The sequence below is a fragment of the Gammaproteobacteria bacterium genome (genome assembly GCA_013214945.1).
Taxonomy (GTDB): domain Bacteria; phylum Pseudomonadota; class Gammaproteobacteria; order Enterobacterales; family Psychrobiaceae; genus Psychrobium.
The window spans coordinates 29,416-53,442 of the sequence record JABSRT010000020.1 but is presented as its reverse complement, the minus strand read 5'-3'; the positions used below and the strand labels follow the sequence as shown (position 1 = coordinate 53,442).

14 protein-coding genes and 1 pseudogene are annotated in these 24,027 nt (G+C 42.4%); 8 read left to right on the top strand and 7 right to left on the bottom strand.

Annotation, left to right across the window (positions count from 1 at the left end; translation table 11 throughout):
• Window positions 1-92: 92 nt before the first annotated feature.
• A complete protein-coding gene (gene megL, locus HRU23_15075) occupies window positions 93-1,298 on the top strand; it encodes a methionine gamma-lyase (protein ID NRA55463.1) in 1,206 nt (401 codons plus the stop codon).
• A gap of 74 nt (window positions 1,299-1,372) precedes the next feature.
• Here the strand turns inward: megL and HRU23_15070 are convergent, their stop codons facing one another.
• Window positions 1,373-1,972, bottom strand: a complete 600-nt coding sequence (locus HRU23_15070) for a protein-disulfide isomerase (GenBank protein ID NRA55462.1) — start codon at window positions 1,970-1,972, stop codon at window positions 1,373-1,375.
• 369 nt (window positions 1,973-2,341) lie between these two features.
• Between HRU23_15070 and bfr (HRU23_15065) the strand changes: the two genes are divergently transcribed.
• The 6 genes and pseudogenes from bfr (HRU23_15065) to HRU23_15040 all read left to right on the top strand — a co-directional run bounded on the left by bfr (HRU23_15065) (window position 2,342) and on the right by HRU23_15040 (window position 12,166).
• On the top strand, window positions 2,342-2,812 hold the full coding sequence (bfr, locus tag HRU23_15065) for a bacterioferritin (GenBank protein ID NRA55461.1): 471 nt from the start codon (window positions 2,342-2,344) through the stop codon (window positions 2,810-2,812).
• Between the two features lies 1 nt (window position 2,813).
• Window positions 2,814-3,293: a bacterioferritin gene (gene bfr / locus HRU23_15060; GenBank protein NRA55460.1), complete on the top strand. Its 480-nt coding sequence runs from the start codon at window positions 2,814-2,816 to the stop codon at window positions 3,291-3,293.
• A gap of 343 nt (window positions 3,294-3,636) precedes the next feature.
• Window positions 3,637-4,437 carry an LEA type 2 family protein gene (locus tag HRU23_15055; GenBank protein ID NRA55459.1) on the top strand — a complete coding sequence of 267 codons (801 nt, stop codon included), beginning with the start codon at window positions 3,637-3,639 and terminating at the stop codon, window positions 4,435-4,437.
• 317 nt (window positions 4,438-4,754) lie between these two features.
• The gene (locus tag HRU23_15050) at window positions 4,755-6,983 is read left to right on the top strand and encodes an NADP-dependent isocitrate dehydrogenase (GenBank protein NRA55458.1); all 2,229 of its coding nucleotides are present in this window, start codon (window positions 4,755-4,757) and stop codon (window positions 6,981-6,983) included.
• 263 nt (window positions 6,984-7,246) lie between these two features.
• The gene (locus HRU23_15045) at window positions 7,247-9,823 is read left to right on the top strand and encodes an EAL domain-containing protein (GenBank protein ID NRA55457.1); all 2,577 of its coding nucleotides are present in this window, start codon (window positions 7,247-7,249) and stop codon (window positions 9,821-9,823) included.
• Between the two features lie 351 nt (window positions 9,824-10,174).
• Window positions 10,175-12,166 (top strand): annotated as a pseudogene (locus HRU23_15040) (S9 family peptidase).
• A 42-nt stretch (window positions 12,167-12,208) separates the two neighbouring features.
• Here the strand turns inward: HRU23_15040 and HRU23_15035 are convergent.
• The 4 genes from HRU23_15035 to hrpA form a co-directional block, all read right to left on the bottom strand.
• Window positions 12,209-13,390, bottom strand: coding sequence for a cell division protein ZapE (locus tag HRU23_15035; protein NRA55456.1), 1,182 nt, complete (start codon window positions 13,388-13,390; stop codon window positions 12,209-12,211).
• Window positions 13,391-13,512: 122 nt separating this feature from the next.
• Window positions 13,513-14,160, bottom strand: coding sequence for a TetR/AcrR family transcriptional regulator (locus tag HRU23_15030; GenBank protein NRA55455.1), 648 nt, complete (start codon window positions 14,158-14,160; stop codon window positions 13,513-13,515).
• Between the two features lie 269 nt (window positions 14,161-14,429).
• Window positions 14,430-16,499: a S9 family peptidase gene (locus tag HRU23_15025; protein ID NRA55454.1), complete on the bottom strand. Its 2,070-nt coding sequence runs from the start codon at window positions 16,497-16,499 to the stop codon at window positions 14,430-14,432.
• A gap of 160 nt (window positions 16,500-16,659) precedes the next feature.
• Window positions 16,660-20,514 (bottom strand): ATP-dependent RNA helicase HrpA, encoded by a 3,855-nt coding sequence (gene hrpA / locus HRU23_15020; GenBank protein ID NRA55453.1) that lies wholly within the window; start codon window positions 20,512-20,514, stop codon window positions 16,660-16,662.
• 308 nt (window positions 20,515-20,822) lie between these two features.
• Between hrpA and fghA the strand changes: the two genes are divergently transcribed.
• Window positions 20,823-21,671, top strand: coding sequence for an S-formylglutathione hydrolase (fghA, locus tag HRU23_15015; GenBank protein ID NRA55452.1), 849 nt, complete (start codon window positions 20,823-20,825; stop codon window positions 21,669-21,671).
• Window positions 21,672-21,760: 89 nt separating this feature from the next.
• Here fghA and rmf read toward each other — a convergent pair whose 3' ends face one another.
• Both rmf and HRU23_15005 read right to left on the bottom strand, forming a co-directional pair.
• Complete coding sequence (rmf, locus tag HRU23_15010) at window positions 21,761-21,937, bottom strand: ribosome modulation factor (GenBank protein NRA55451.1); 177 nt, start codon at window positions 21,935-21,937, stop codon at window positions 21,761-21,763.
• A gap of 188 nt (window positions 21,938-22,125) precedes the next feature.
• A complete protein-coding gene (locus HRU23_15005) occupies window positions 22,126-24,027 on the bottom strand; it encodes an ABC transporter ATP-binding protein (GenBank protein NRA55450.1) in 1,902 nt (633 codons plus the stop codon).

Here is a 24,027-nt window from a genome sequence, read left to right as displayed (position 1 = left end):
AAGCTTTATGCTTGGTAAAGTAATGCGCAGTTGCATTATCAGTTCGAACGGCACAGGATTTTGGTGACCGACTATAATAATAAGGGAAAATAATGAGTTATAAAATTGAAACGCAAGTAGTACACGCTGGCAGAATTGACGACCAACAATTTGGTTCACTAGCGACACCTCTTTACCAAACGTCTACTTTTATTTTTAAAGATGCTGCCCAAGGTGCTGCGCGTTTTAACGGCGATGAACCCGGTTATATATATACCCGACTAGGCAACCCAACGACCCGACAATTAGAGCAAAAACTTGCGGTATTAGAAGGCATGGAAGACGCAGCTGCGACAGCTACGGGCATGGCAGCAATTTCTGCCGCGGTGATGACAAATGTTCAAGCTGGAGACCATATCATTGCATCAAGAGCGTTATATGGCTGCAGTTTTGCCTTGTTTAGTCATATGTTAACTAAATTTGCAGTGGAAGTGACCTTTGTCGATATGACGGTGCAAAGTGAACTAGACGCGGCGGTCAAACCCAATACCAAATTAATATTTCTTGAAACACCGATTAATCCAACCCTGCTGGTCATCGATTTAGCGATGGTTGCCACCTTCGCTAAAAAACATAACTTAATTTCAATTTGTGACAATACTTTCCTGACCCCTATATTACAGCGTCCTGCTCAATTTGGTTTTGATATCGTGGTGCATAGCGCGACAAAATACCTTAATGGTCATGGCGATGTCGTCGCTGGCATTATTTGTGGCACCCAATCGATGATCGAAACCATTAAACTAACCGCCCTTAAAGACATTGGTGGCACCATTAGCCCCCATGACGCTTGGCTTATTCTACGGGGCTTGAAAACCTTGCATATTAGAATGAAGGCGCACTGCGAAAACGCCCAAAAGGTGGCGCAGTACCTAGAACAACATCCGATGATTACGCAAGTATATTATCCTGGGTTAACAGGCCATCAAGGGCATAAATTTATCGGTAAGCAAATGTCTGGGGCTGGTGGCGTTGTTTCTTTTGAGATCAAGGGCGATTTAAACCAAGGCATGAAGATGATTGATTCGACTGAGTTGTTCGCCATAGCCGTAAGCTTAGGCGATGCTGAATCTTTAATCCAGCATCCAGCGTCAATGACTCACAGCCCCTATACTGCGCAAGAAAGAGCAGCCGCGGGCATCAGTGATTCGTTAATCAGAATTTCGGTGGGTCTTGAACATCCGGACGATTTAATCACAGATTTAGATCAAGCATTAATCAAAGCAATGGCTGCACCGTTACAGCAAGTAGGTAGTTAGCCGCGACCCTATGTTATTGTGCTGCGCTTGGGGGCGCAGCGCCAATACCATTAAGTGCAGCTATACCAAGCGCATTAGTTTAGTTCTAACTGAACTGCTTCAACAATGGCCGTTGGTTTTTCAAGGTATAACGAGTGATTTAACAACACGGCTTTGTCTTCGGTTAGCAACAAAAGCGCCGGGAATGCTGTCGTCCCGATATGTTCTTGCAACTCTGCAACTTCTGACAACACGTGATCAGCATCTTTACTAATACTGTCCTTAAATACCTTGGTTGGTGGTGACAATTTAAATTGCTCGATGATGGCAGCGAAGTCTTGCTGGTCACGTAATGGGTTACCTTCTATAAAGTGAGCATGTTGCAACGCATTTAACACCGCTAAGGCATTAGCTGGTTGTTTGCTAATCATCCACGCCATCAGATTGGCACTAAGCGTCGAATCTTGAGGCTTATTAGCTTGGCTTATGTAAGCTTTACCGAACTTGACGGTACTTTGGTCAACCACAGCTTCTGCTTGCTGCAAACCTGCACTGTCGGTGCCATCATAATGGCCACAGTGCCATAAGTTAATCGTAAATTCAGGGTAAGCTTTGGCGATAGCGTTGACCAATGAGGTTGATGCATAACTCCATGGGCAATGAGAGTCGTAGACAAAATATAATTGAGCAGACATGACGAGGTTCCGTAAGATGGAAAAATTACGTTGATCTTAAATACTTTATGCGGGTTATTCAATTGCTAGCGCGTATTTTATTGCTGACAACCTCACATTGTTAGCTCAATTCATTCGTGACCTGCCATGCGCAACGAGCGATCCGATAATATTGATCCTGAATTGTAGAATGGTTGATTTGAGAAAAATCACTGACCAAGCGCAGTGTATTAATCGTTGTGATAATAATAATGACTCTCACTGCTATTACAACTTACTTATAATTATCAAGTATATAGGCAGAACGGTTATGCTTAATTGGTCTTTGTGCTGGTTAAAAAACGCCCTATAATGAGTCAATATCCATAACCTCAAACAAGGTATTAAACGATGAAAAGCTCGAGCAATATACTTAGTGTATTAAATCAAATGTTAACCTTGGAATTGACGTCTATTAATCAATTCTTTTTACATGCTCGTATATTTAAGAATTGGGGTCTTAATGAGTTAGATGAAAAAGATTACAAGAAATCTATTTTAGATATGAAACAAGCAGATAAGCTAATTGAACGGATTTTATTCCTTGAGGGCTTACCTAACTTGCAACAACTTGGTCGCTTGCGTATTGGTGAGCATACCGCAGAGATGTTGCAATGCGATTATGACTTTGAGCTAGAACAAATTGCCGCGCTGCGCAGTGCAATTGAATTATGTGAAAAGAGTGAAGATTATGTCAGCCGTGAAATCTTAGAGAAAATCCTTGAGCAAGAAGAGGAACATGTCGATTGGATTGAGTCGCAACAATTCCTGATCGATAACACCGGTATCGAAAACTATCAACAATCAATGATGGAGGATTAACATGAAAGGTATTCAAGTGGTCGTTGACCACCTCAACAAGCAGTTAACACTAGAATTGTCCTCTATGGATCAATATCTAGCTCATTCGAAAATGTATGAAGATTGGGGCATTGTAAAATTACATGATCATTTAGCGCATGAATATGAAGAGGAACTTGGCCATGCTAAACGCTTAGCCGAACGGATCCTATTTTTAGAGGGCGACGCTGATACCGCCTCTAGAGTACCGATTAAGGTAGGCAGTAATGTCAAAGAAATGCTCGAAAATGATCTCGGAGCAGAACAAGTGGTTGCTGCGAGCTTACGTAAAATAATTGGTGTTTGCGAGCAGCAGCAAGATTATGTAAGCCGTGACATCTTGGTTGATTTACTCGATGACACCGAAATGGACCATATATATTGGCTCGAACAACAACTGGGTTTAATAGACAGAGTTGGCTTGCAAAACTACATCCAATCTCAAATGAGCCCGAGTATCTAGCTGGACTAATTAGTCACAACCTTGAGCAATTAAGCCCATCAAACAAAGTAACGGTGATGGGTTTAGTCATGTATTAAACCAGGATTTTTTAACATTATTTTCTCTGTTGTACTAAAGTGTTGCCATTTGAACAGAGCCAACACTATTAGTTCCTGCCATTATCAAATACTAGCATTACCTAATACTGCTGTTGATTAGCTTACTCTTGGCGAGCTTATTTGACTACAAAGTCTATGTTGTTCAAGTGTAAAGTGCATGGTGTTCTCGTGTAAAGTCATCTACAGTTAATGCCGTCAGCGCTGTGCTGTTAATCTTTCTTTACTCATTTATTACAGGAACACCTATGAATAGGATCAAACACCTAGCCGTCGCCTCGATGGTTATTATCTTGGCTGGCTGTAGCTCTCTACAACAAATGTCTAGCCAAATACTTAAACCTCAAGCGGCATTTAAATCGTTATCAGTTGGCAAAGTTTCAGCTAAATCAATCGAATTATTGCCCGTTATAGCGATTACTAACAACAGTATGCTACCGATCCCCGTTAATAGTATTAATTACCAATTAAGTCTCAATAACCAACAACTGCTCAATGGCATGTCAAAAGATATCGGCACCCTGCCCGCTAATGGCACCAAAGATGTCACCCTGGCGCTAGCACTAACCAATAAATCATTATCTGCGTTGCAGCAGTTGTTGTTTAAAAACGGTCAAGTTGATTATCAGATCAGCGGCAGCATTAATGTTGTTGGCTTCGACATTCCATTTGAAAAACAAGATACTTTATATCTACCTAAGGTAAGTGTTAGCAACATTACTGTTGGCAAAGCTAATTTTAAAGAGGTAGCGCTAACTATCGAGCTCGAGATCGACAACAAAAATGATTTTAACTTACCCTTAGATAATTTAAGTTACCGCGTGTCGAGCAATGCAACCGCTTTATTTGAGGGCGCTTTACAAAAAACAGCACTAGACTCAGGAAGCCAAAAGATTAGTTTACCAATAAAAATAAAACCCAATATGTTATTTTCAAATATATTTAGTCTTCTGAGCAAGCCCAATGTGCCATTAACGATTGAGATAAATAGTCCGTTATTTTCGGTAAAAAAACAACAGACCATCAATTTAGGTCAATTATTTAAATAGTGCTAATAAAGCAGCAATTTTAGGTCGGTTGGTCAGACCTGTTATTGCTGCTTTAGTCTTGCCATTCCACAGCGACTGAATAGTTATTTATATTTTTCGTCATTTTATTACGTAAAATAGTCGCTTAAAGCACAAACTTTAGTCTATTTTGGTTAAATATTCGGTTTTGGGCACTACAGTATTTCAAATATTTGGGTATACTACGGCCCACGTTTATAAAATGTTTCATCCGATGACTTAAATGCTGGAATAAAGTTAACCAAACGTTACTTTAGTTTGAGTCATTGCGTTTTTACTGAAAATTTTAGGGAAATAAAATGTCAAATAAAAAAACTATCTATTACACACTGACTGATGAAGCTCCTTCATTAGCGACCTGTTCACTGTTACCAATTTTCCGCACTTTCGCCTCAGCGGCCGACATTGATGTAAAACTAAGTGACATTTCACTCGGTGCGCGTGTATTAGCAGCATTCCCAGAGAATTTAACAGCTCAGCAACAGGTTGAAGATGGTCTTATATTTTTAGGTCAATTAACTCAAGATTCTGATGCTAACATCATCAAATTACCTAATATCAGTGCTTCTGTTCCACAGTTAGTTGATTGTATTAAAGAGTTGCAAAGCCAAGGTTACCATATTCCTGATTTAAGCCTTAACCCACATACTGAAGAAGAAGCAGCGATCGCTGCTCGTTATTCGAAAATTCTTGGTAGTGCGGTAAACCCAGTATTGCGTGAAGGTAATTCTGATCGTCGTGCTCCACCGGCGGTAAAGGCTTACGTTAAAAAATTCCCACACTCGATGGGTAAGTGGAGCCAAGCTTCACGTACTCATGCTGATTTCATGCGTGAAGGCGATTTCTTCTCAAGTGAGCAGTCTGCTACCGTTGAAAATGCAACAGATGTCCGAATTGAATTTACCCCAACGGGTGGCAATGTAAAAGTGATGAAAGAATTATCACTTGAGCAAGGTGAAATCATCGACGGCATGTTCATGAGCAGCAAAGCTTTAGACAAGTTTTTTGAAAAAACCTTACAAGACTGTAAAGAAACTGGTGTGATGTGGTCGCTGCACGTAAAAGCAACCATGATGAAAGTTTCTCACCCAATCGTATTCGGTCATGCTGTTAAAGTATTTTACCGCGACGTGTTTGATAAGCATGCTGCAATTTTCGAAAAGTTAGAAGTTAACCCGAACCTTGGTTTAGGCAACATCTATGACAAAATTCAGACTTTGCCACGAACTCAACGTGAACAGATCGAGCGTGATATTCAAGCTTGTTATGTAACCCGTCCTGAAATGGCGATGGTTGATTCAGTTAAAGGTGTTTCTAACCTGCACGTACCTAGTGATGTTATCGTTGATGCTTCTATGCCAGCAATGATCCGTAGCTCTGGGCAAATGTGGGGTGCTGACGGTAAGCTAAAAGATACTAAGGCCATTATGCCTGAAAGTACTTATGCCCGTATTTACCAAGAAATGATTGATTTTTGTAAAACTCACGGCGCATTCGATCCAACCACTATGGGTACGGTACCTAACGTTGGTCTAATGGCTAAAAAAGCTGAAGAATACGGTTCTCACGACAAGACATTCGAAATGGAATGTGATGGCGTTATGCGTATCGTAACCACTGATGGCACAGTGCTAACTGAGCACCACGTTGAGAAAGGCGATATTTGGCGTGCTTGTCAAACTAAAGATGCACCAGTGCGTGATTGGGTTAAACTTGGCGTAACACGTGCTCGTAATTCTAATACTCCAGCTATTTTCTGGTTAGATCCTGAGCGTGCTCACGACATGGAACTAATGAAGAAAGTCGATTTCTATCTTCAAGAGCACGATACTGAAGGTCTTAGTATTTCTAAGATGGATTATAACCAAGCGATCCGTGTTTCTATGGAACGTCAACGTCGTGGCTTAGATACTATTTCTGTTACTGGTAACGTATTACGTGATTACCTAACTGATCTATTCCCAATTATGGAACTTGGTACGTCAGCTAAAATGCTGTCAATTGTGCCGATGCTTTCAGGCGGCGGTATGTATGAAACGGGTGCTGGTGGTTCAGCTCCACGCCATGTGCAACAGGTTGTTGAAGAAAACCATTTACGTTGGGATTCACTCGGTGAATTTATGGCGATTGCAGTTTCTTTAGAAGATATGGGCCGTAAGCAAAATAACGCGTCCGCAACTATCTTAGCTAACACCCTAGATGCAGCAACGACAACCTTATTACAAAATAATAAGTCACCATCACGTCGCACTGGCGAACTTGATAACCGTGGCAGCCACTTCTATCTTGCATTGTACTGGGCTCAAGAAGTTGCAGCTCAAACTGACGATGTAGAATTGGCCGCTAAGTTTAAAGAGTTTGCACAAACTCTGTCAGACAACGAACAAAAAATCATTGCTGAGATGAGTGCTGTACAAGGTCGTCCTACTGTACCTGGTGGTTACTTCCACCCTAACCGTGATGCAGTTAAGAAAATTATGCGTCCAAGTAAAACCTTCAACGCTGCAATTGCAGCCGCGAAGCAATAATTAAGTAATTCTCTTATTATTTCCTAATTAAAAGCCCACTTCACCTGGTGAAGTGGGCTTTTTTATGCCTGCTCCAAAATTCCTATTTTGCTCAACTCTAATCTAAAATTGTCAATATAGTGCTAAATTCGAGCGTTAAAATTGTTATAGAACAATATTTTATAATCGTGCCGATAACTTACTAGCCGACAATATCTTAGTATGCTATCGTCCTTTGTTAAACATAATCGTATAACCTTGAGGTTAAAGGGATCATTGTAGTAATGAATATTGTAGAATCAAAATCAAAGTTGTCTGCTATCGATGCCCAATTGGCCCAACCAATTGCACAACTGGAAGCTAAATATCAAAAACTAAATGAATTCCATACCAAACTCAATCAACTTATTGAAGGTTGCCAAGACATTGAGCACTTCTATAAACAGCTGCACCAGCTGGTTAATACGGTATTAAAAGCAGAGCATTTTTTTATTGCACTATTCGCGCCGGCATCACGCCAGTTAGAATATGTCTACATGGTTGATCAGAATTTAACAAAGCCGCAGCGAAAAATTTCATTAACTGAATTAGACGGTTCTTTAACCGCTTATGTCATTGAAAATCAACAACAGCTGCGGATCAATCCGCAAACATTAAAAAAAATGGTCAATGATCAGCTTATTGCTCCTATTTATCCGGACATCCATTGGTTAGGCGTGCCATTAATAAAAAATGGCAATACGATCGGCATAGTGGCAGTTAGCCATTGTCTTGACTTGCCTAGTTACAGTGAACAAGATCAATCATTACTAAATTTGTCAGCCCAACAAATAGTGTTAGCTTTGCAGATTCTGGATCATAAAAGCCAATTGCAACAGGCAGTAGAATTTCATACCAGTGAATTGCGCGAGCAAATTAGGGAGCATGAAAATAGCGAATTGTTGCAAGAGTCTTTATTACATATCTCAGAGCTCAACAGTAAAAAATTGACCATCGAAGTGTTTTACGATCAAGTGCGTAATATTATTGGTCAATTACTTAGCTGTTCGAATTTCTATGTCGCCAAATATTATCAAACAGAACAAACAATTGAGTTGGTTTACCATGTAGACCAATTCACTGAAACTGATTTAGATAATCAGCTCGGCAAGCGCGTTGCAGTCGGCAATAGTTTAATCGATTATGTGATAAAACAGGCAAAGCCAATTTTATTGTCGCAAAGTGAAATCAGTAAACTAATCTCATCCGGCGAAATAGCACCAACTGCCACCAAATATTTTTCGTGGCTCGGGGTACCGTTAATCAGCCAAGGTGAAATCATCGGTGCTATGGTGGTGCAAAGTTACAATCCAGACATTATCTTTACCGAGCAAGACGCTGACATCTTGAAATTTGTTTCTCATCATGTATCAATGGCAATCAAACGTCGTGAAGCCGCTGAATATAAAGAGGCTGCGCACGAAATTCTTGAGCAAAAAGTTGAAGACAGAACCGCAGAGTTAAAGCGTCAAATAGCACAACGTCATTTGGCCGAGAAAAAACTGCAACATACGGCCTCTCATGACGCCCTGACCGGATTGCCTAACCGCGCATTTTTCATCGAAACGCTAAACCATGCAATCAGCGCTAGGAAATCGGACCCAGCAGAGCACTTTGCCGTATTATTTCTCGATTTAGATCGGTTTAAAATCGTTAACGATACCTTGGGTCACCACGCTGGCGATTTGTTGTTACAACAAGTTGCGGCTGACCTAAAATCGATGGTGCGAGAAACCGACATGGTCGCCCGCTTGGGCGGTGATGAGTTTGTCGTGATCATCACCAATATTGAAAATGACAGTGAAGCCGTCGATATCGCCGATCGCATGACCACGAAGTTAGCCCACCCCTATTCACTGCTATCGCAACAAGTGCAAATAGGCACCAGTATTGGCATCCTTTATGGCGCTCATCGATATGATAATGCGTTAATCATGCTGCGTGATGCCGATACGGCCTTGTATCAAGCAAAAGATTCTGGTCGCGGCTGTTTCGAAATATTCGATACCAGTATGCATCAGCGGGTTATTGATACCTATAATCTTGAAGTCGAAATTCGCGAGGGCCTTGAGCAAGGCGAGTTTATTCCCTATTTTCAGCCAATTGTCGATCTTGCTACTGACAAAATTGTCGGCTTTGAGGCCTTAGCTCGTTGGAATTCAACTAAACGGGGTTTAGTGATGCCTGATGATTTTATTCCACAGGCTGAAGAAAGCGGTTTAATTGGTGACATCGATTTACAGATTTTGGCCAAGGCAGCCCGCCAATTAAAAATATGGCAAACCCAATTGTCAATGCCAGCGCTTTATGTCAGTTCAAACTTCGATTGCAGTCAATTTTTCGATAAATCGATGCCTGGTTTTGTCGCAAGTTTATTAAGATTGATCAAACTCGAGCCAAGCTGTTTAATTTTAGAGTTAACCGAACGCGGTTTGCTTGAAGACGAAATATCCGTCCAACAAAATATGGAAGCTCTGAAACAGATCGGGGTAAAACTGGCATTGGATGATTTTGGCACTGGCTATTCATCATTAAGCTATCTGCATCGTTACCCAATCGATATTTTAAAAATCGATCGCTCATTTATTTATAATATCGAGCATAATTCTAGTCATAAAGCCATTGTTAAAACCATTGTATCTTTAGCCAAGAACCTCAATATGAAAGTGATCGCCGAAGGTATTGAGTCTGATGTTGAAGCTAACTATTTACGCACGCTGTCGGCATCTTTTGGGCAAGGTTTCTACTATTCGTGCCCAGTCACTGCGCAGGACGCGAAGTCTTTGCTATTACAGCAGGAAAATATTACGGCGCCCAGCTAATACCATTGGCTCGGTTCACCTTAAATGTAGCTAGCTTCACAATTGATTGAAAGTGTTGCTGTGTGATAAAGCAAGTTTGAGCAGCGTGGCTAGCTGGAGTTACAGCGACCTCCTGCTCAAATGGCAACAACTTGGCGCCCTTGTGTATAGTACAACAGCGCCAGTCCCATCAATTAGGCGTAATAGCTATTGCTCAGATTATGCCGCTGACCACAATAAATGGATCTCCATCTGACTATTCGTTAGACTTAGCGCTCATGAAAATCGTGGACTGCCAAAGTGACCCAAGTAACTAAACTGACCCCGCCCGTTGCACCAAAAATACCGCATCAATTAGACCAGCATCAAGATAGCCGAATTGACAATTATTATTGGATGCGCGATGACCAACGCCAAGATCCACAGGTGATTGCTCATTTGACTGCCGAAAATGAATTTTGCCACAACGTGCTTCAACCACAAGCAGCGCTGCAACAACAACTATTTGATGAATTAAAATCTAGAATAGTCAAAGACGACAACAGTTTGCCAACCAAAGATGGTGATTATTGGTACCACAGTGAAATTAAAGGCGATGACGAATATCACTGCTTTTATCGCGCAACTGACAATCTTGGTGACAATAAACAGTTGTTATTAGATATTAATCGGTGTGCATCTGGGCATGATTATTATGAGCTCGGTGACTGTTCGATAAGTCCCAATGACCAGTTGATGAGTTATAGCCAAGATACCCAAGGCCGCCGTATTTATACCATTTATATTAAAGACCTTAATACCGAGCAGTTATTAGATGACGTGCTTGAGCAAACTGAAGGTCAGTTAATGTGGGCTAATGACAACAAGACCGTGTTTTATGTCAAAAAAGACCCCGAAACCTTGCTCGGCAGTCAAGTTTTTAGACATTACTTAGGCACTAATCAAAGTGATGACGTATTAGTGTTTGAGGAGGAAGATCCTAGCTTCTATTTAAGTTTGGGTAAAAGCCGCGACCAATCGCTATTATTTATTAGTCTTGATGCAACCGAAGAAACTGACACGCTAGTGCTCGATGCCAATGATCCCAGCGGCGAGTTTTTAAGTCTGATTGATTTTCATGAGCAGCACGAATATCAAGTTGATAAGCTTGGGCAGTGGTTTTATATCGTCACTAATTGGCAAGCACCTAACTTTAGGTTAATGAAAGCCAGTAGCGAAGATATCTTTGAGCGTGAAAAGTGGCAAGAGGTGATCGGGCATCGTAGCGAAGTATTGCTTGAACATGTTGAACTGTTCGATAATTATTTGGTTGTTACTGAGCGTGAGCAAGGCCAAATTCGGTTTGTGATCCATAATCAGCACAATGGCACTCAAACACTGGTCTTTGACGACCCATGTTATTATGCCTGTCTTGGTGATAACCCTGAACCGCAAAGCGATAATGTCAGAATATACTACTCGAGTTTAACCACCCCTGGTTCTGTTTATCAGTTTGATTTAGCCACAACAAATAGAACCTTGTTAAAACAAAACCAAGTTGTTGGCGATTTTGACGCTAAAAACTATCAAGCAGAACGATTACATATCACGGCGCGTGATGGTGTTAGCATTCCGGTGTCGTTAGTGTATCGCCTGGACATGTTCAAACAAGATGGTACCAACCCGCTGTTACAATATGGCTATGGTGCTTACGGGTTAACTGTAGATCCGAGCTTCTGCAGTCAGACCTTAAGTTTATTAGATCGTGGCTTTGTTTATGTTATTGCTCACGTGCGCGGCGGTGAAATGTTAGGCCGTAGCTGGTATGAAGATGGCAAAAAACTTAATAAACAAAACTCGTTTAATGATTTTATCGACGTCACCCACTACTTAGCTGACCAAGGTTATGGTGCACGCGACAAGATTTTTGCCAGCGGTGGCAGCGCCGGTGGATTGCTGATGGGTACGGTGGTCAATCTGGCGCCCGAGTTATACCTAGGTGTTGGCATTCATGTACCGTTTTTAGACATAGTAACGACTATGCTCGATGAAACAATTCCACTGACCACCAATGAATATGACGAGTGGGGTAATCCTAATGACAAAGTCTATTACGATTACATGCTGAGCTATTCACCCTACGACAATATCACGGCACAAAACTACCCTCACCTATTAGTCACCACAGGTTTGCATGACTCACAGGTACAGTACTTTGAACCGATGAAATGGGTCGCCAAATTACGCGAATACAAAACAGATGACAATATGTTGGTGTTTAAGACCGATATGAAGACCGGGCATGGCGGTGCGTCGGGTCGTTTTAGTCATCTACATGAAAAAGCACAAGAAATGTCATTCTTTATCAGTTTATTAAACTCTTAAGGTATAAGCATCTTAAGGTATTAGCATCTTGAGGTATTAGTCTTAACTCTTGGCCAAGCAACTCGGAGTTACGGCTAGCTTGGTGATAGATGTTATGGCCGGTTTACGTTCAAGATATTGTAACGATTGCATTTCTGTTAGCCGGCTTAAGGTTCGCCTAAACTCAAAGCTTAAGGCGCCACCACTGTAGAGTTGGTTAAGTGGAACATCAGCACTTAAATAGAGCTGGACGTTTTGATCGTACAGTTCGTCAACCAAGCTGATAAATCGCCGGGCAGGATCGTCTTGACCGGCGTAACTCAATTGTCGCTCACCGGTCGCCGTTGCTTCGCTGCCGTCTTCAGTACCTCGAGCTCGGATCCAAGATCGACATTGCCCCCCTAAGATCGGCACCTCACTAATCAATATCGTTGTAAACTGGCGCGCTAGTTCGATATAATCGAGCGCACTGCGCGGGCCATTACAGATAGCGTCAAAATGTAACCACACCACAGTTTCACTCTTTCGGATCACCTTGATACTACGACCTAAAATAGTTAAGGCATCATTAACTGAATCACCCTGGTGATTTATTTGCTTAAACAGTTCATTGAATTTAACCTGCGCGCGTTGATGATCAAGTTCAAAATAGGTTTGCTGATAAGTTAAGTGTCGCAAGCGGTGGTCATGATCGCCATTTAAGTGACAGCTAATCGTGTTTTGATGTAACAACTCAATGGTTGGCTCGAACCGCTGACGTTGCAAACCACCTTGATATAAGTTCTCAATTGGGATATTTGATGTGGCAACCAAGGTAACGCCACAATCGAATAGCGCTTCAAACAGTCGGCCTAAGATCATCGCATCGCCAATGTCTGAGACAAAAAACTCATCGAAACATAAAACCCGGCATTGAGTAGATAAGCGTTGGGCAATACGTCTTAGCGGTTCGCTATGGCCCGACTCGAGATTAAGTTCACGATGCATTCGCGCCATAAAATGATGGAAGTGCAAGCGCAACTTAGGCTGATCGGTAATGCTGTCATAAAACAAATCCATTAGAAATGTTTTGCCACGGCCAACATCGCCCCATAAATATATGCCTGTTACAGCTTTGCTTGGCCCAGCATTGAGCTTAGTCGCAAGGTCAGACAGTAATGCAACCGCCGCTAATTGCGCCGGATCGACAACCCCGTTCGGTTGATTGATGAATTGTTGATAACGTTCAAATAAATTGGTAGGCATAATTAACGACAACAAATAGTGTTCAACGATGTTGTTGAATGTGTTGGACGGTCAGGGTTTTTCTTATAGACCCTGACCGTTCGCTTGACTCTAAATCCAAGGTTAAGGACATGTTCGAGCGCTTATTCTGGCGCGCTAACACCAGCAGAGATGAATGGAATTAAACGTTTAATCAAATTTTCGATATCAACATCCTGATTGAAATCAGACTTTGCGATATCGGACAACGCATTACTCGATGCCATCGTAAACACTACGCTGCCAAGCGTAAAGTGTAAGCGCCAAAACACTTCAGCTTTCGACAAATGAGGATTAGCTTGCTGCACAGCGGCATTAAACGCACCCATTATGTCACCGTAATGGGTTGTCATAAACCAACGTAAGTGGCCTTGAGTTTCGACATAACCGCGACCTAATAATTGCAAGAAAATTGTGGTTCCACGGTGGCGAAAAGCATTAAGTTCTAATAATGGTTCCATTAAACTATTAAATACATCTGTTTGATTATATTTAGCTTCACGTCCATTTAATTCTTCAATCGCTACGGTAAGTTTGGGCGTAAATACATCTAAATATCGCGCCAGTACCGCCTGAATAAGTTCTTTTTTAGATCCAAAATGATAATTAACAGACGCCAAGTTAACTTCGGCTTGACTGGTGATTAAACGCAATGAGGTATCAGCATAACCGCGCTCAGCAAACAATTGTTCTGCGGCATTAAGAATTTTTGTTTTTGTGTCTATTTTTTGCACCCTAAATGAGCCCTTTATTAAACGAATGTTTTAAATATAACCTGTTGGCATTATCTGTCAAGCGATCTTGTTTTTAGAACGCATATAAAATGGACGATCTTATAATAAACAGCTATTTGTCTAACATTTAAATCACCCAATCAGCATGCCAGACCAATTAACATTGACAGATTGCAATAGTAACATATTTTTTTTTACCAGTGGTCTGAATAGCATACGATTATCAAGCTGATGTTTAAAACAGGGCTTACGCAACTCATGTGGTAAGCCATGAAACTTTATGCGCGTTATTTAGCCACATTAGGTTGGGTGTATTGTGCTACCCAAGCAAATACCTGCTGATACCAAGCTGACAGGTTATTGGTAGCGGTTACTTGCTGACTTTCTTGCGGAAATACCATTAATTTGGTTGCGACGTTATTGCGTTTCAGGGCATTAAAACCTGCCGTACTTTGTGCTGGTGAAATAATAGGATCGTGGCCGCCATGACTAAAAATAATAGGTGTGGTCCAGTTACTGGTAAAGTTGGCCGGATTGTAGTTTTGGTAATTATCTGGCACCTCATTATAGCTACCGCCAAATTGACGCTGGACATGCCACACCTGAGAAGTCAGTTGATAGTGCATTCGCAAATCAAAAATGCCGCCATGATTCACTAAACAGTCAAATTGATCCGGCCACTGCCCTGCAATCCAGTTAACTAAATATCCACCTAAGCCAGAGCCGATGGCGCACGTTTTTTCGTTATCTAACCAGGGTTGTTGCTTAACCACAGCGGCTAAGCCTTTTTGTAAATCTTCTAATGGTTTACCGCCCCAATCTTCAACAGTTGAATCAGCAAATTTATGGCCATAACCAACGGCGCCGTGCAAGTCGATAGTCACTACACCATAACCTGCGCCAGCCCAAATTTGTGGCTGGCCTTGTGCTGAAAATCTATTTAATGGCCGATCAGAATTATGATTAACCAATACCACCATTGGATATTTTTTACCTTGCTGGTAATTGCTAGGTTTAATCCAATAGCCATAAACCAACTCGTCATTCCAGCCGCGGTACGAAAACTGAGAGAACTCACCAAAGCTAAGCTGGTTAAGCTTCGCTTGGTTAACAGCCGAGACAGGCTGCAAATTCCCGCCAGCTCGATTAAGTAAAAATAATTCACGCGGGTGATTCAAACTGCTATGGTCAATCACAAGGTTGTCATGACTAAGACCAATAACTTGCGAATTCCCCTCGCTATAAAGTCGCTTAATGTCGCCAAATTGGCTGTTGACGACAAAAACGCCATGCTGGCCCATATCATTAGCCGTGACATAAATGTTTCGACTGTCGGCTGCAAAGGCAATACTGGTTGCTGAGCGATCCCACAGTGGTGCCAGTTCTTTAGCTTTGGTTGTTATTAAATCAACCAAAATAATAGAGCGGTTCTGGGTGCCGTTCCCTTGATAGTCTTGCGCTAAATAAGCCATAAAACGACCATCACTTGAAAATATCGGCTGTAGATCTGTGCCAATATTGGTTGGCGTTAGGTTTATCGCAGGGCCAGACGACAGTGGTAGCTGCCATAAATCGTAGTTGTTTGACGTCGCTTGCGCGACCTTAGCTGCATAAACAATAGATTGTCCATCTGCGCTAAAGCTAAAATCGTCTAGTCCCGCCAATGTCAGGTCAGCTGCACCTGCCTCGGGCGCTGCGATGTCAACTAAGTGACTCACTTTGCCTGCCGCTAGGTCGCCAACATATATATGGCGAGAGCTTAAGTCTTGCCACCGATTATTGGTTCTAATGAGCCAGTCATTGGTAGAGTCAGCTGATTGTTGCTTCTGCTGAAAGTTAGCGGTGTAACGACTGATATTGCATTCAAGATTTTGACAGCCAGAAAAAGCAGGCAGTGATAACGCAATTTTACTGTTGTCTGGAGACAATTTTAGTCCTAACACCGGCAGGCCTAATTGGGTAATTGGCATCGCTTCGCCGCCGGCTAAATTTAGCCGCCAAACTTGTTCACTAACTCGTGCACTCGCTTGGGAGCTGACTGGACGCTCGGCAATGAAATATATCGATTTACTGTCAGCTGACCACACAACGTCATGCTCGATACTTTGACTTGAGGTTAACTGCATGGCTGGTTGTTGTGGCTGGTTCAAATCTTTAAGATATAGATTTGACGATTTCTCCAAATCGCTGTTAACTGCAATCCCGTAAACTAATAAGTCACCATTGGGTGAAACTGCGGCAGAGTGAATGCGCGATAAATGCATTATATCGGTCACGGCAACGGGTTTGGCTGTCAGTGGCAAAGCCGCTGTTAGACATAACAATGCCGCTGCCATGTTGGCAGTCGTTGATTTCATCTTCTCTCACTTATGATAAATTGGTTGGGTTGCTTTACTGCTGAAGTTTAATCATGCCATGGTTAAATTAGTAAGTAAAAACATTGAGTACGCTAGACATTAATGGCCACAATAAAACCAAACAGCCACGCTTAATTGGCGTGGCTGTTTAGTTTTATCCTTAGCTAACTTTATAGTCAGCTAATTTTTGTTTGATCCGCTTTTCTGAAATGGCAAATTTTGTGCCAAGGGTTTGAGCAAACAATGACACACGCAGTTCTTCAATCATCCAGCGAATAAACGTTAACTCAGCAGGAATAACAGGTACTTTACCCAGTTGCGTGACCAATTGTTGATAAGGTTTAGCAACGTTCTCAATGCTTATCTGGGCTAATCGGTCGCGGTTAGTGTCAACAGGTAACTTCTCAAGCCGGCGTTCAATGGCTTTAAGGTAACGCGCAATATCACTCAATTTATCACTGCCATTGGCCGCAACAAAGCCTTTAAAGATTAAACCAGCTAGCTGCGATTTAATGTCGCCATGAGCCATCACCATATCCAGCGAGACCCGCCCTTTTAGTTTCTTATTGATGCCATTAACCAAGCTTAAACACTGCTCAACTTGCTGGGCAATTTCAACCACGGTATCGGCCAGTTCTGTGCGCACAATATCGCGTAATTGACTAAACTGCTCGGCTTGCGATACTTCCATTTTATGCTGACCAATGATGGTATCAACGGCGGCAGCGATAATGTCGTCGATTAACAGATTTACTTGACCAAAACTATGATAATAGAGCCCTAGCTTTGCCTTATTGGGTAAAGTGCGCTGCATATGAGCCACTGGCGACGGCACATTTAACAAGATAAGTTGACGTAAACCAATCCGGTTGTGTTCTTGTGCAAGCGCTAAGTTATCGAACAGTTTAATTTCGACGCTGGCTTTAGCCGCAACCAAAGCAGGATAAGCTTTAACTTCGAATTGGCCACGTTTACGGGTGTAGCTCGCGGGTAAATTTCCAAAATCCCATTCAATTAAGCCCTGCTTTTCAATCCCTGTTTCGGCAACATTGACCAGCGATTGTTGCACTTTACCACTGAGTTTTTGTTGTAGCGCCGTCAAATTACGCCCTTGCTCAATTAATTGGTCATTGTTGCGACCTTGCTGTTGCTCAATTTTAAAATTAATCAGTAAATGAGCGGTCAATTGCCCCAAATCCCAACTTTGGGCGTCAATTCTAATACCCGACATCCGCAGTAACTGTTTGCTCATGGCATTAATTAAGCTGTCTTGCATCATCGGCATCGCGTCAAGGCAAGCATCGGCATAATTAGGCGCAGGCACAAAGTTACGTCGTATTGATTTTGGTAACGACTTAATTAATGCAATTACTTTTTCACGGCGTAGGCCCGTGACTAACCAATCAAAATCGTCGGCGGTTACCTGATTTAATAATTCAATCGGAATATGAACGCTAACCCCATCATCAACAGCGCCCGGCTCAAAGTTATAGCTCAGTTTAAAGGTCAGGTTGCCTTGGTTCCATCGATCGGGAAAGTCGTTGTCACTGACTGTGCCCGCGCCATCGCGGGTCAGTTGCTCAAGCTCAAAGTTAAGTAAGTCGGGAGTTTGTTGGATGGTTTTTTTCCACCAACTCGTTAACTGCTTTTCACTGCAAATATGTTCTGGCAGCTTGTCATCATAAAACGCATAGAGTGTTTCTTCATCGACTAAGATGTCTCGACGTCGAGATTTATGCTCAAGCTCTTCGACTTGCTCGACTAATTGCAAGTTATGGCGATAAAATTTATCTTTTAAGCTCAACTGACCTTCGACCAACCCTTGGCGAATAAATATCTCGCGGGCTTCTACCCTATTTATCAGTTCGTAATTAATCTTACGTTTAGCAACGATAATTAGGCCAAATAATGACACTTGTTCAAAGCCAACCACTTGCCCACGTTTTTTCTCAAAATGCGGTTCACTGTAATTGCGCTTAACCAAATGTTCGGCTAGCGGTTCAATCCACAATGGATCAATTTTAGCGGCAACCCGCCCAAATAAACGTGAGGTTTCGACAAGCTCAGACACCATCACCCATTTAGGTGACTTTTTGGCCAATGCAGAACCGGGGAAAACGAAAAACTTCGAGTTACGCGCACCAGTAAATTCATTATTTTGATCTTTAAAACCAATATGGCTCAACAATCCGGACAAAATAGCTTGATGAACATTGTCCCAGTCGGCTTCGCCACCAACCACGGCAATGCCGCGTTCGGTTAAAACCTGCTCTAGTTGCGCGTACAAATCTTGCCATTCTCGAATTCGCATGTAGGACAAAAACTCATCGCGACACATTTTTCGAAATTGGCTATTGGACAATTCGACTTGGCGTTCCTTGATGTAATTCCACAAGTTTAAAAACGCGATAAAGTCAGATTCTTTGTCGAGAAAACGTTGATGGCACAGGCTTGATTTTTGTTGATAGTCCAGTGGGCGCTCGCGGGGATCTTGAATACTTAAAGCCGATGTTATCACCAGCAACTGCACTAATGACCCGTTGCCTTTGGCTTCAATCACCATTCTGGCCAAGCGCGGATCAATAGGTAACGCTGCAATTTGACTGCCAATCTCTGACAATTGAAGTTCGCGACCATCACGGGTTTTGTCTTTCGCTAACGCGCCAATTTCTTCGAGCAAACTAATGCCATCTTTTATATTACGGCTATCAGGTGGCTGTACGAATGGAAAGGCCTCGATCTCTCCTAAGCCTAAAGACACCATCTGTAGAATAACTGACGCTAAATTGGTTCTTAAAATTTCGGGATCGGTAAATGCAACTCGCGTATCAAAATCACTTTCACTGTACAGGCGAATACAAATACCATCAGCAACACGACCACAACGGCCCATCCGCTGATTTGCACTCGCTTGTGATACAGGCTCAATCGGCAAGCGTTGCACTTTGGTCCGGTAACTGTAGCGACTAATCCGCGCGGTACCGGGATCGATAACATAACGGATGCCCGGCACAGTCAATGATGTTTCTGCGACATTGGTCGCCAATATAATCCGTCGCCCGCGCCCTAGTTTAAATATTTTCGCTTGCTCGGTATAACTCAAACGCGCGTACAAAGGTAAAATTTCAGTGTCACGTAAGTTACGTTTAGACAGTGCATCACTGGTATCGCGAATTTCTCGCTCACCATTCATAAAAATTAAAATGTCACCAGGACCTTCAGCGCACAGCTCATCGACCGCATCAAATATTGATTGCAGTTGGTCTTTATCTTGGTTGTGTTCGTCAAGATGATACCTTACTTCAACCGGAAAGGTTCGTCCGCTCACTTCGATAACTGGGGCGTTATTAAAGTGGCTCGAGAAACGCTGCGTATCAATGGTGGCCGACGTAATAATAATCTTCAAATCTGGACGCTTAGGCAACAGGCGCTTGAGGTAACCTAATAAAAAATCGATATTTAAACTGCGCTCATGCGCTTCATCGATAATAATTGTGTCATACCGATTAAGTAATGGATCGTGTGCAATCTCGGCCAACAAAATACCGTCGGTCATTAATTTTATTAAGCTATTTTCATTTAACTTATCCGCAAAACGAACCCTAAAACCTACCGCTTGTCCCAACTCGGTATTCATTTCACTGGCGATGCGGTCAGCAACACTGCGAGCCGCTAAACGACGTGGCTGAGTATGACCTATCAAGCCACTGATCCCACGGCCGAGCTCTAAACAGATTTTAGGTAGCTGGGTTGTTTTACCTGAGCCAGTTTCACCAGCAACTATCACAACCTGATGCAGTGATATCGCCTTAGCGATGTCGTCTTTAAGCTGGGTGACAGGCAACTGCGGCGGAAAATTTAACGCTGGCACAGTGTTTTTACGGCGCTGTAGGCGTGCCATCGCCCTTTCTAGATCTGCTGATATCTTTTGATAGGTTGCAGCCTTACGCGTTGGCTGCTTAATTTTGACAAGCCCACGTAAGCGAGCGCGCAATTTTATGCCGTCAAGCAACATACACTGCTTGCTCTGCTTAACAAGAATATTAATTTGCTGTGGAGTAACAGCAAGATCAGTGGTTTGCTCTGGGTTCTTTTGACTGGTCAAGGGGCTAAATTCATTGGAAAATAATGCCGAAATCATAACAAATTACCACCAATAAAACCACGACACAGCCAAGCAAAGCGCACGCTAAAGTAGGCAAGCGAACTTATTCGCTCAAACAATGCACAACTCGAAGGTTGTGGCACACTTGCGATAAAAAAAACAAAACCGTCGCTGCATATTTTGTTAAACTACCGTTTTGTGAAATAACAGTGACCCACATGACAGCCATTACCCAATTGTCTAGCCAAACGCTATTTGGCGGACAGCACATTCAGTACCAGCATCAATCAAGCGTTAATAACTGCTTAATGACCTTTTCAGTGTACTTACCACCAGGAGCAAGTGCTGACAATAAAGTACCGGCATTATATTTTTTATCGGGGTTAACCTGTACCGACGAAAACTTTTCGGTTAAAGCTGGCGCTCAACGTTTTGCCGCTAAGCATGGTATAGCGCTTATCATGCCCGACACCAGCCCACGCGGTGAAGATGTGCCCGATGATTTAGAAGATGATTATGCCTTTGGTCAAGGTGCTGGCTTTTATGTCAACGCGACTGAAAAGCCATGGAGTCAGCATTTCAACATGTATGATTATGTGGTTAGTGAATTACCAAAATTGATTGAACAGCATTTACCGGTTACAGCGAAAAAATCTATCTTTGGTCATTCAATGGGTGGGCACGGAGCCTTGGTCGTGGCACTGCGTAATATCACGAGCTATTGCAGTGTTTCTGCGTTTAGCCCAATAACCAACCCAATTGAAACTCCTTGGGGTCAAAAGGCCTTTTTCAATTACCTGGGTGATTACCTGCCAGCTTGGAAACAGTACGATAGTTGTGAATTGGTCGCAAATGCCACAGGCACTATTCCGATGTTGATCGACCAAGGGCTAGACGATCAGTTTTTAGCTGAAGAGTTACTACTCGACAACTTTATTGCGGCGACCGAGGCTGCTAAATTCCCGTGCGACATTCGTCAGCATCAAGGTTATAACCATAGCTACTTCTTTATCTCGAGCTTTATAGAAGATCATTTGGATTTCCACGCCAAATACTTAAAAGGCTAACGTTGCGGTTAACTGACTGTTTTTGTTGTAACAATAAAAAAGCACTGCCAAGGGCAGTGCTTTACTAAATCTGTTGGATTGCTCCTTGATTATCTGACCATAAATCCTGCAGCGGCTTCTTCGCAACCTTCGCGCCAACCACCTAACCAGACCTGTCGCTGTTCAGTGGTATTATAGGGACAACTGTCTTTACTATGGCCATAGGTACCAGCTTTATGGCCTTTGCTATACGCTCTAGTGCTACGATCTCTTTTCTGTCTATTCATCAAGATTTCCTCTTTGATTTAGCAAGATGTCATTTTTTTTAAGTAACGACATCTAATTTCTAAAGGATCTTGAGCCTAGGATCAAGCAAAAAATAACCAATTTAATTGTGCGTTTTATAAGCAATTGATCCTGCTCAATTAAACTTTCGGCTATTTTTTACTAAAAGATCGCACGACCAGAATATAACTTAATCAATCATCGATTCAAGTTCTTCCCAGCGTTCAATCAACTGCTCAAGTTGAGCTTCCTGCTCACTTAGCTGCTGATAAACTGGCTGAGTTTGATCGTTAGGCTTGCTAAAGAAATCAGCGTCACTTACGGTTGCTTGCAGTGACTCAATCGATTGTTCCATTTTTTCCATTTTAGCCGGCAATTCGTCTAACTCGCGTTGCAGTTTAAAACTTAATTTCTTAGGCTTTTCTGCAACAACGGCCACTGGAGCAGCTTTTTCTACCACAGCCGCTTCTTTTGGCTTCTTGGCTTCAGGATCATACAAACTGGCGCCTTGGGCCATTGCATCGTCAAAACCACCAACGTATGGGTCTATCTGACCATTAGCACCAAACCACCAACTCGCAGTCACGGTGTTATTGATAAATTCACGATCGTGACTAACCAATAACAAGGTACCTTTGTAGTCATGAACCAGTGATTCCAACAGTTCTAGCGTTTCAATGTCTAGATCGTTGGTTGGCTCATCGAGAATAAGCAAGTTATTAGGCTTTAAAAACAACTTAGCTAATAATAAACGATTCTTTTCACCACCAGATAGCGCACGAACCGGAGTACGAGCACGTTTAGGTGAAAACAAGAAATCTTGTAAGTAACCTAATACATGACGTTCACGGCCATTGTGCATCACATCATCTTTGCCATCGCCGACATTTTCTTGCACTGTTTTGTCAAGATCTAAGCCCGTACGATGCTGGTCAAAATAGGCCACCTCTAACTTGGTACCACATTTAACTTCACCGTGCTGCGCTTCAAGTTGCCCAAGCATTAGCTTAAGCACGGTCGACTTACCACAACCGTTGGGTCCAACTAGCGCAATTCTGTCACCACGCATAACTTGGTTTGAGAAATCTTTAACGATAAGTTTGTTTTCAAACCCGTAGCCAAGATCATTAATTTCAAAGACCAATTTGCCTGATTTACTGGTGCTTGCAAGCGACATATTAGCTTTTCCGACCACTTCACGGCGGTCAGAACGGTCACGGCGTAATTGTTCTAGGGCGCGAACTCGGCCTTCGTTACGAGTACGTCTGGCCTTAACACCTTGACGGATCCACACTTCTTCTAGCGCAAGACGTTTGTCAAACAATGCGTTTTGATCCGCTTCAACGCGCAAAGCTTCTTCTTTGGCGATTATATATTCATTGTAAGTACCAGGCCATGAGCTTAATTTTCCGCGGTCTAAATCAATAACTCGGGTTGCCATCGCACGAATAAATGCTCTGTCGTGACTGATAAATACAATTGAACCATTAAAATCTAGCAGAACTTTTTCAAGCCAAGCAATCGCATTAAGGTCAAGGTGGTTGGTGGGCTCATCAAGTAATAATACGTCTGGGTCTTGAACTAAAGCTTTAGCCAACGCTGCTTTACGTAACCAACCACCCGATAATTCACTTAAGCTTTTTTCTGCAGGTAACGATAACTGGGTTAAAACTTTAGTGATTCTGTCTTCAAATGACCACGCATTGCTGTGATCCATATCAGCTTGAACACGCTCAAGTCTTTTCATGACAGCGTCGCTGTAGTCTGTTTCGAGTTCGTGCAGAATATGGTGGTAATCTTTAAGCAATTGACCAACGCTGGCGATGCCAGATGCAACAAAGTCGAATACGGTCTGTTGATCTTTCTCTGGCGGATCTTGCTCTAAACGTGCGACCACAATACCTGAATTGTAATTTAATTCACCGCCATCAACCTCCATTTGCTTGGCAATAATCTTCATTAACGTTGATTTACCGGTACCATTTTTACCGACCAAACACACGCGTTCGCCAGCATTAATTTGAAAATCAGCATGGTCAAGAATTACATGATCGCCAAAAGCTAGTTGCGCATTGGTTAAACGTATTAACAT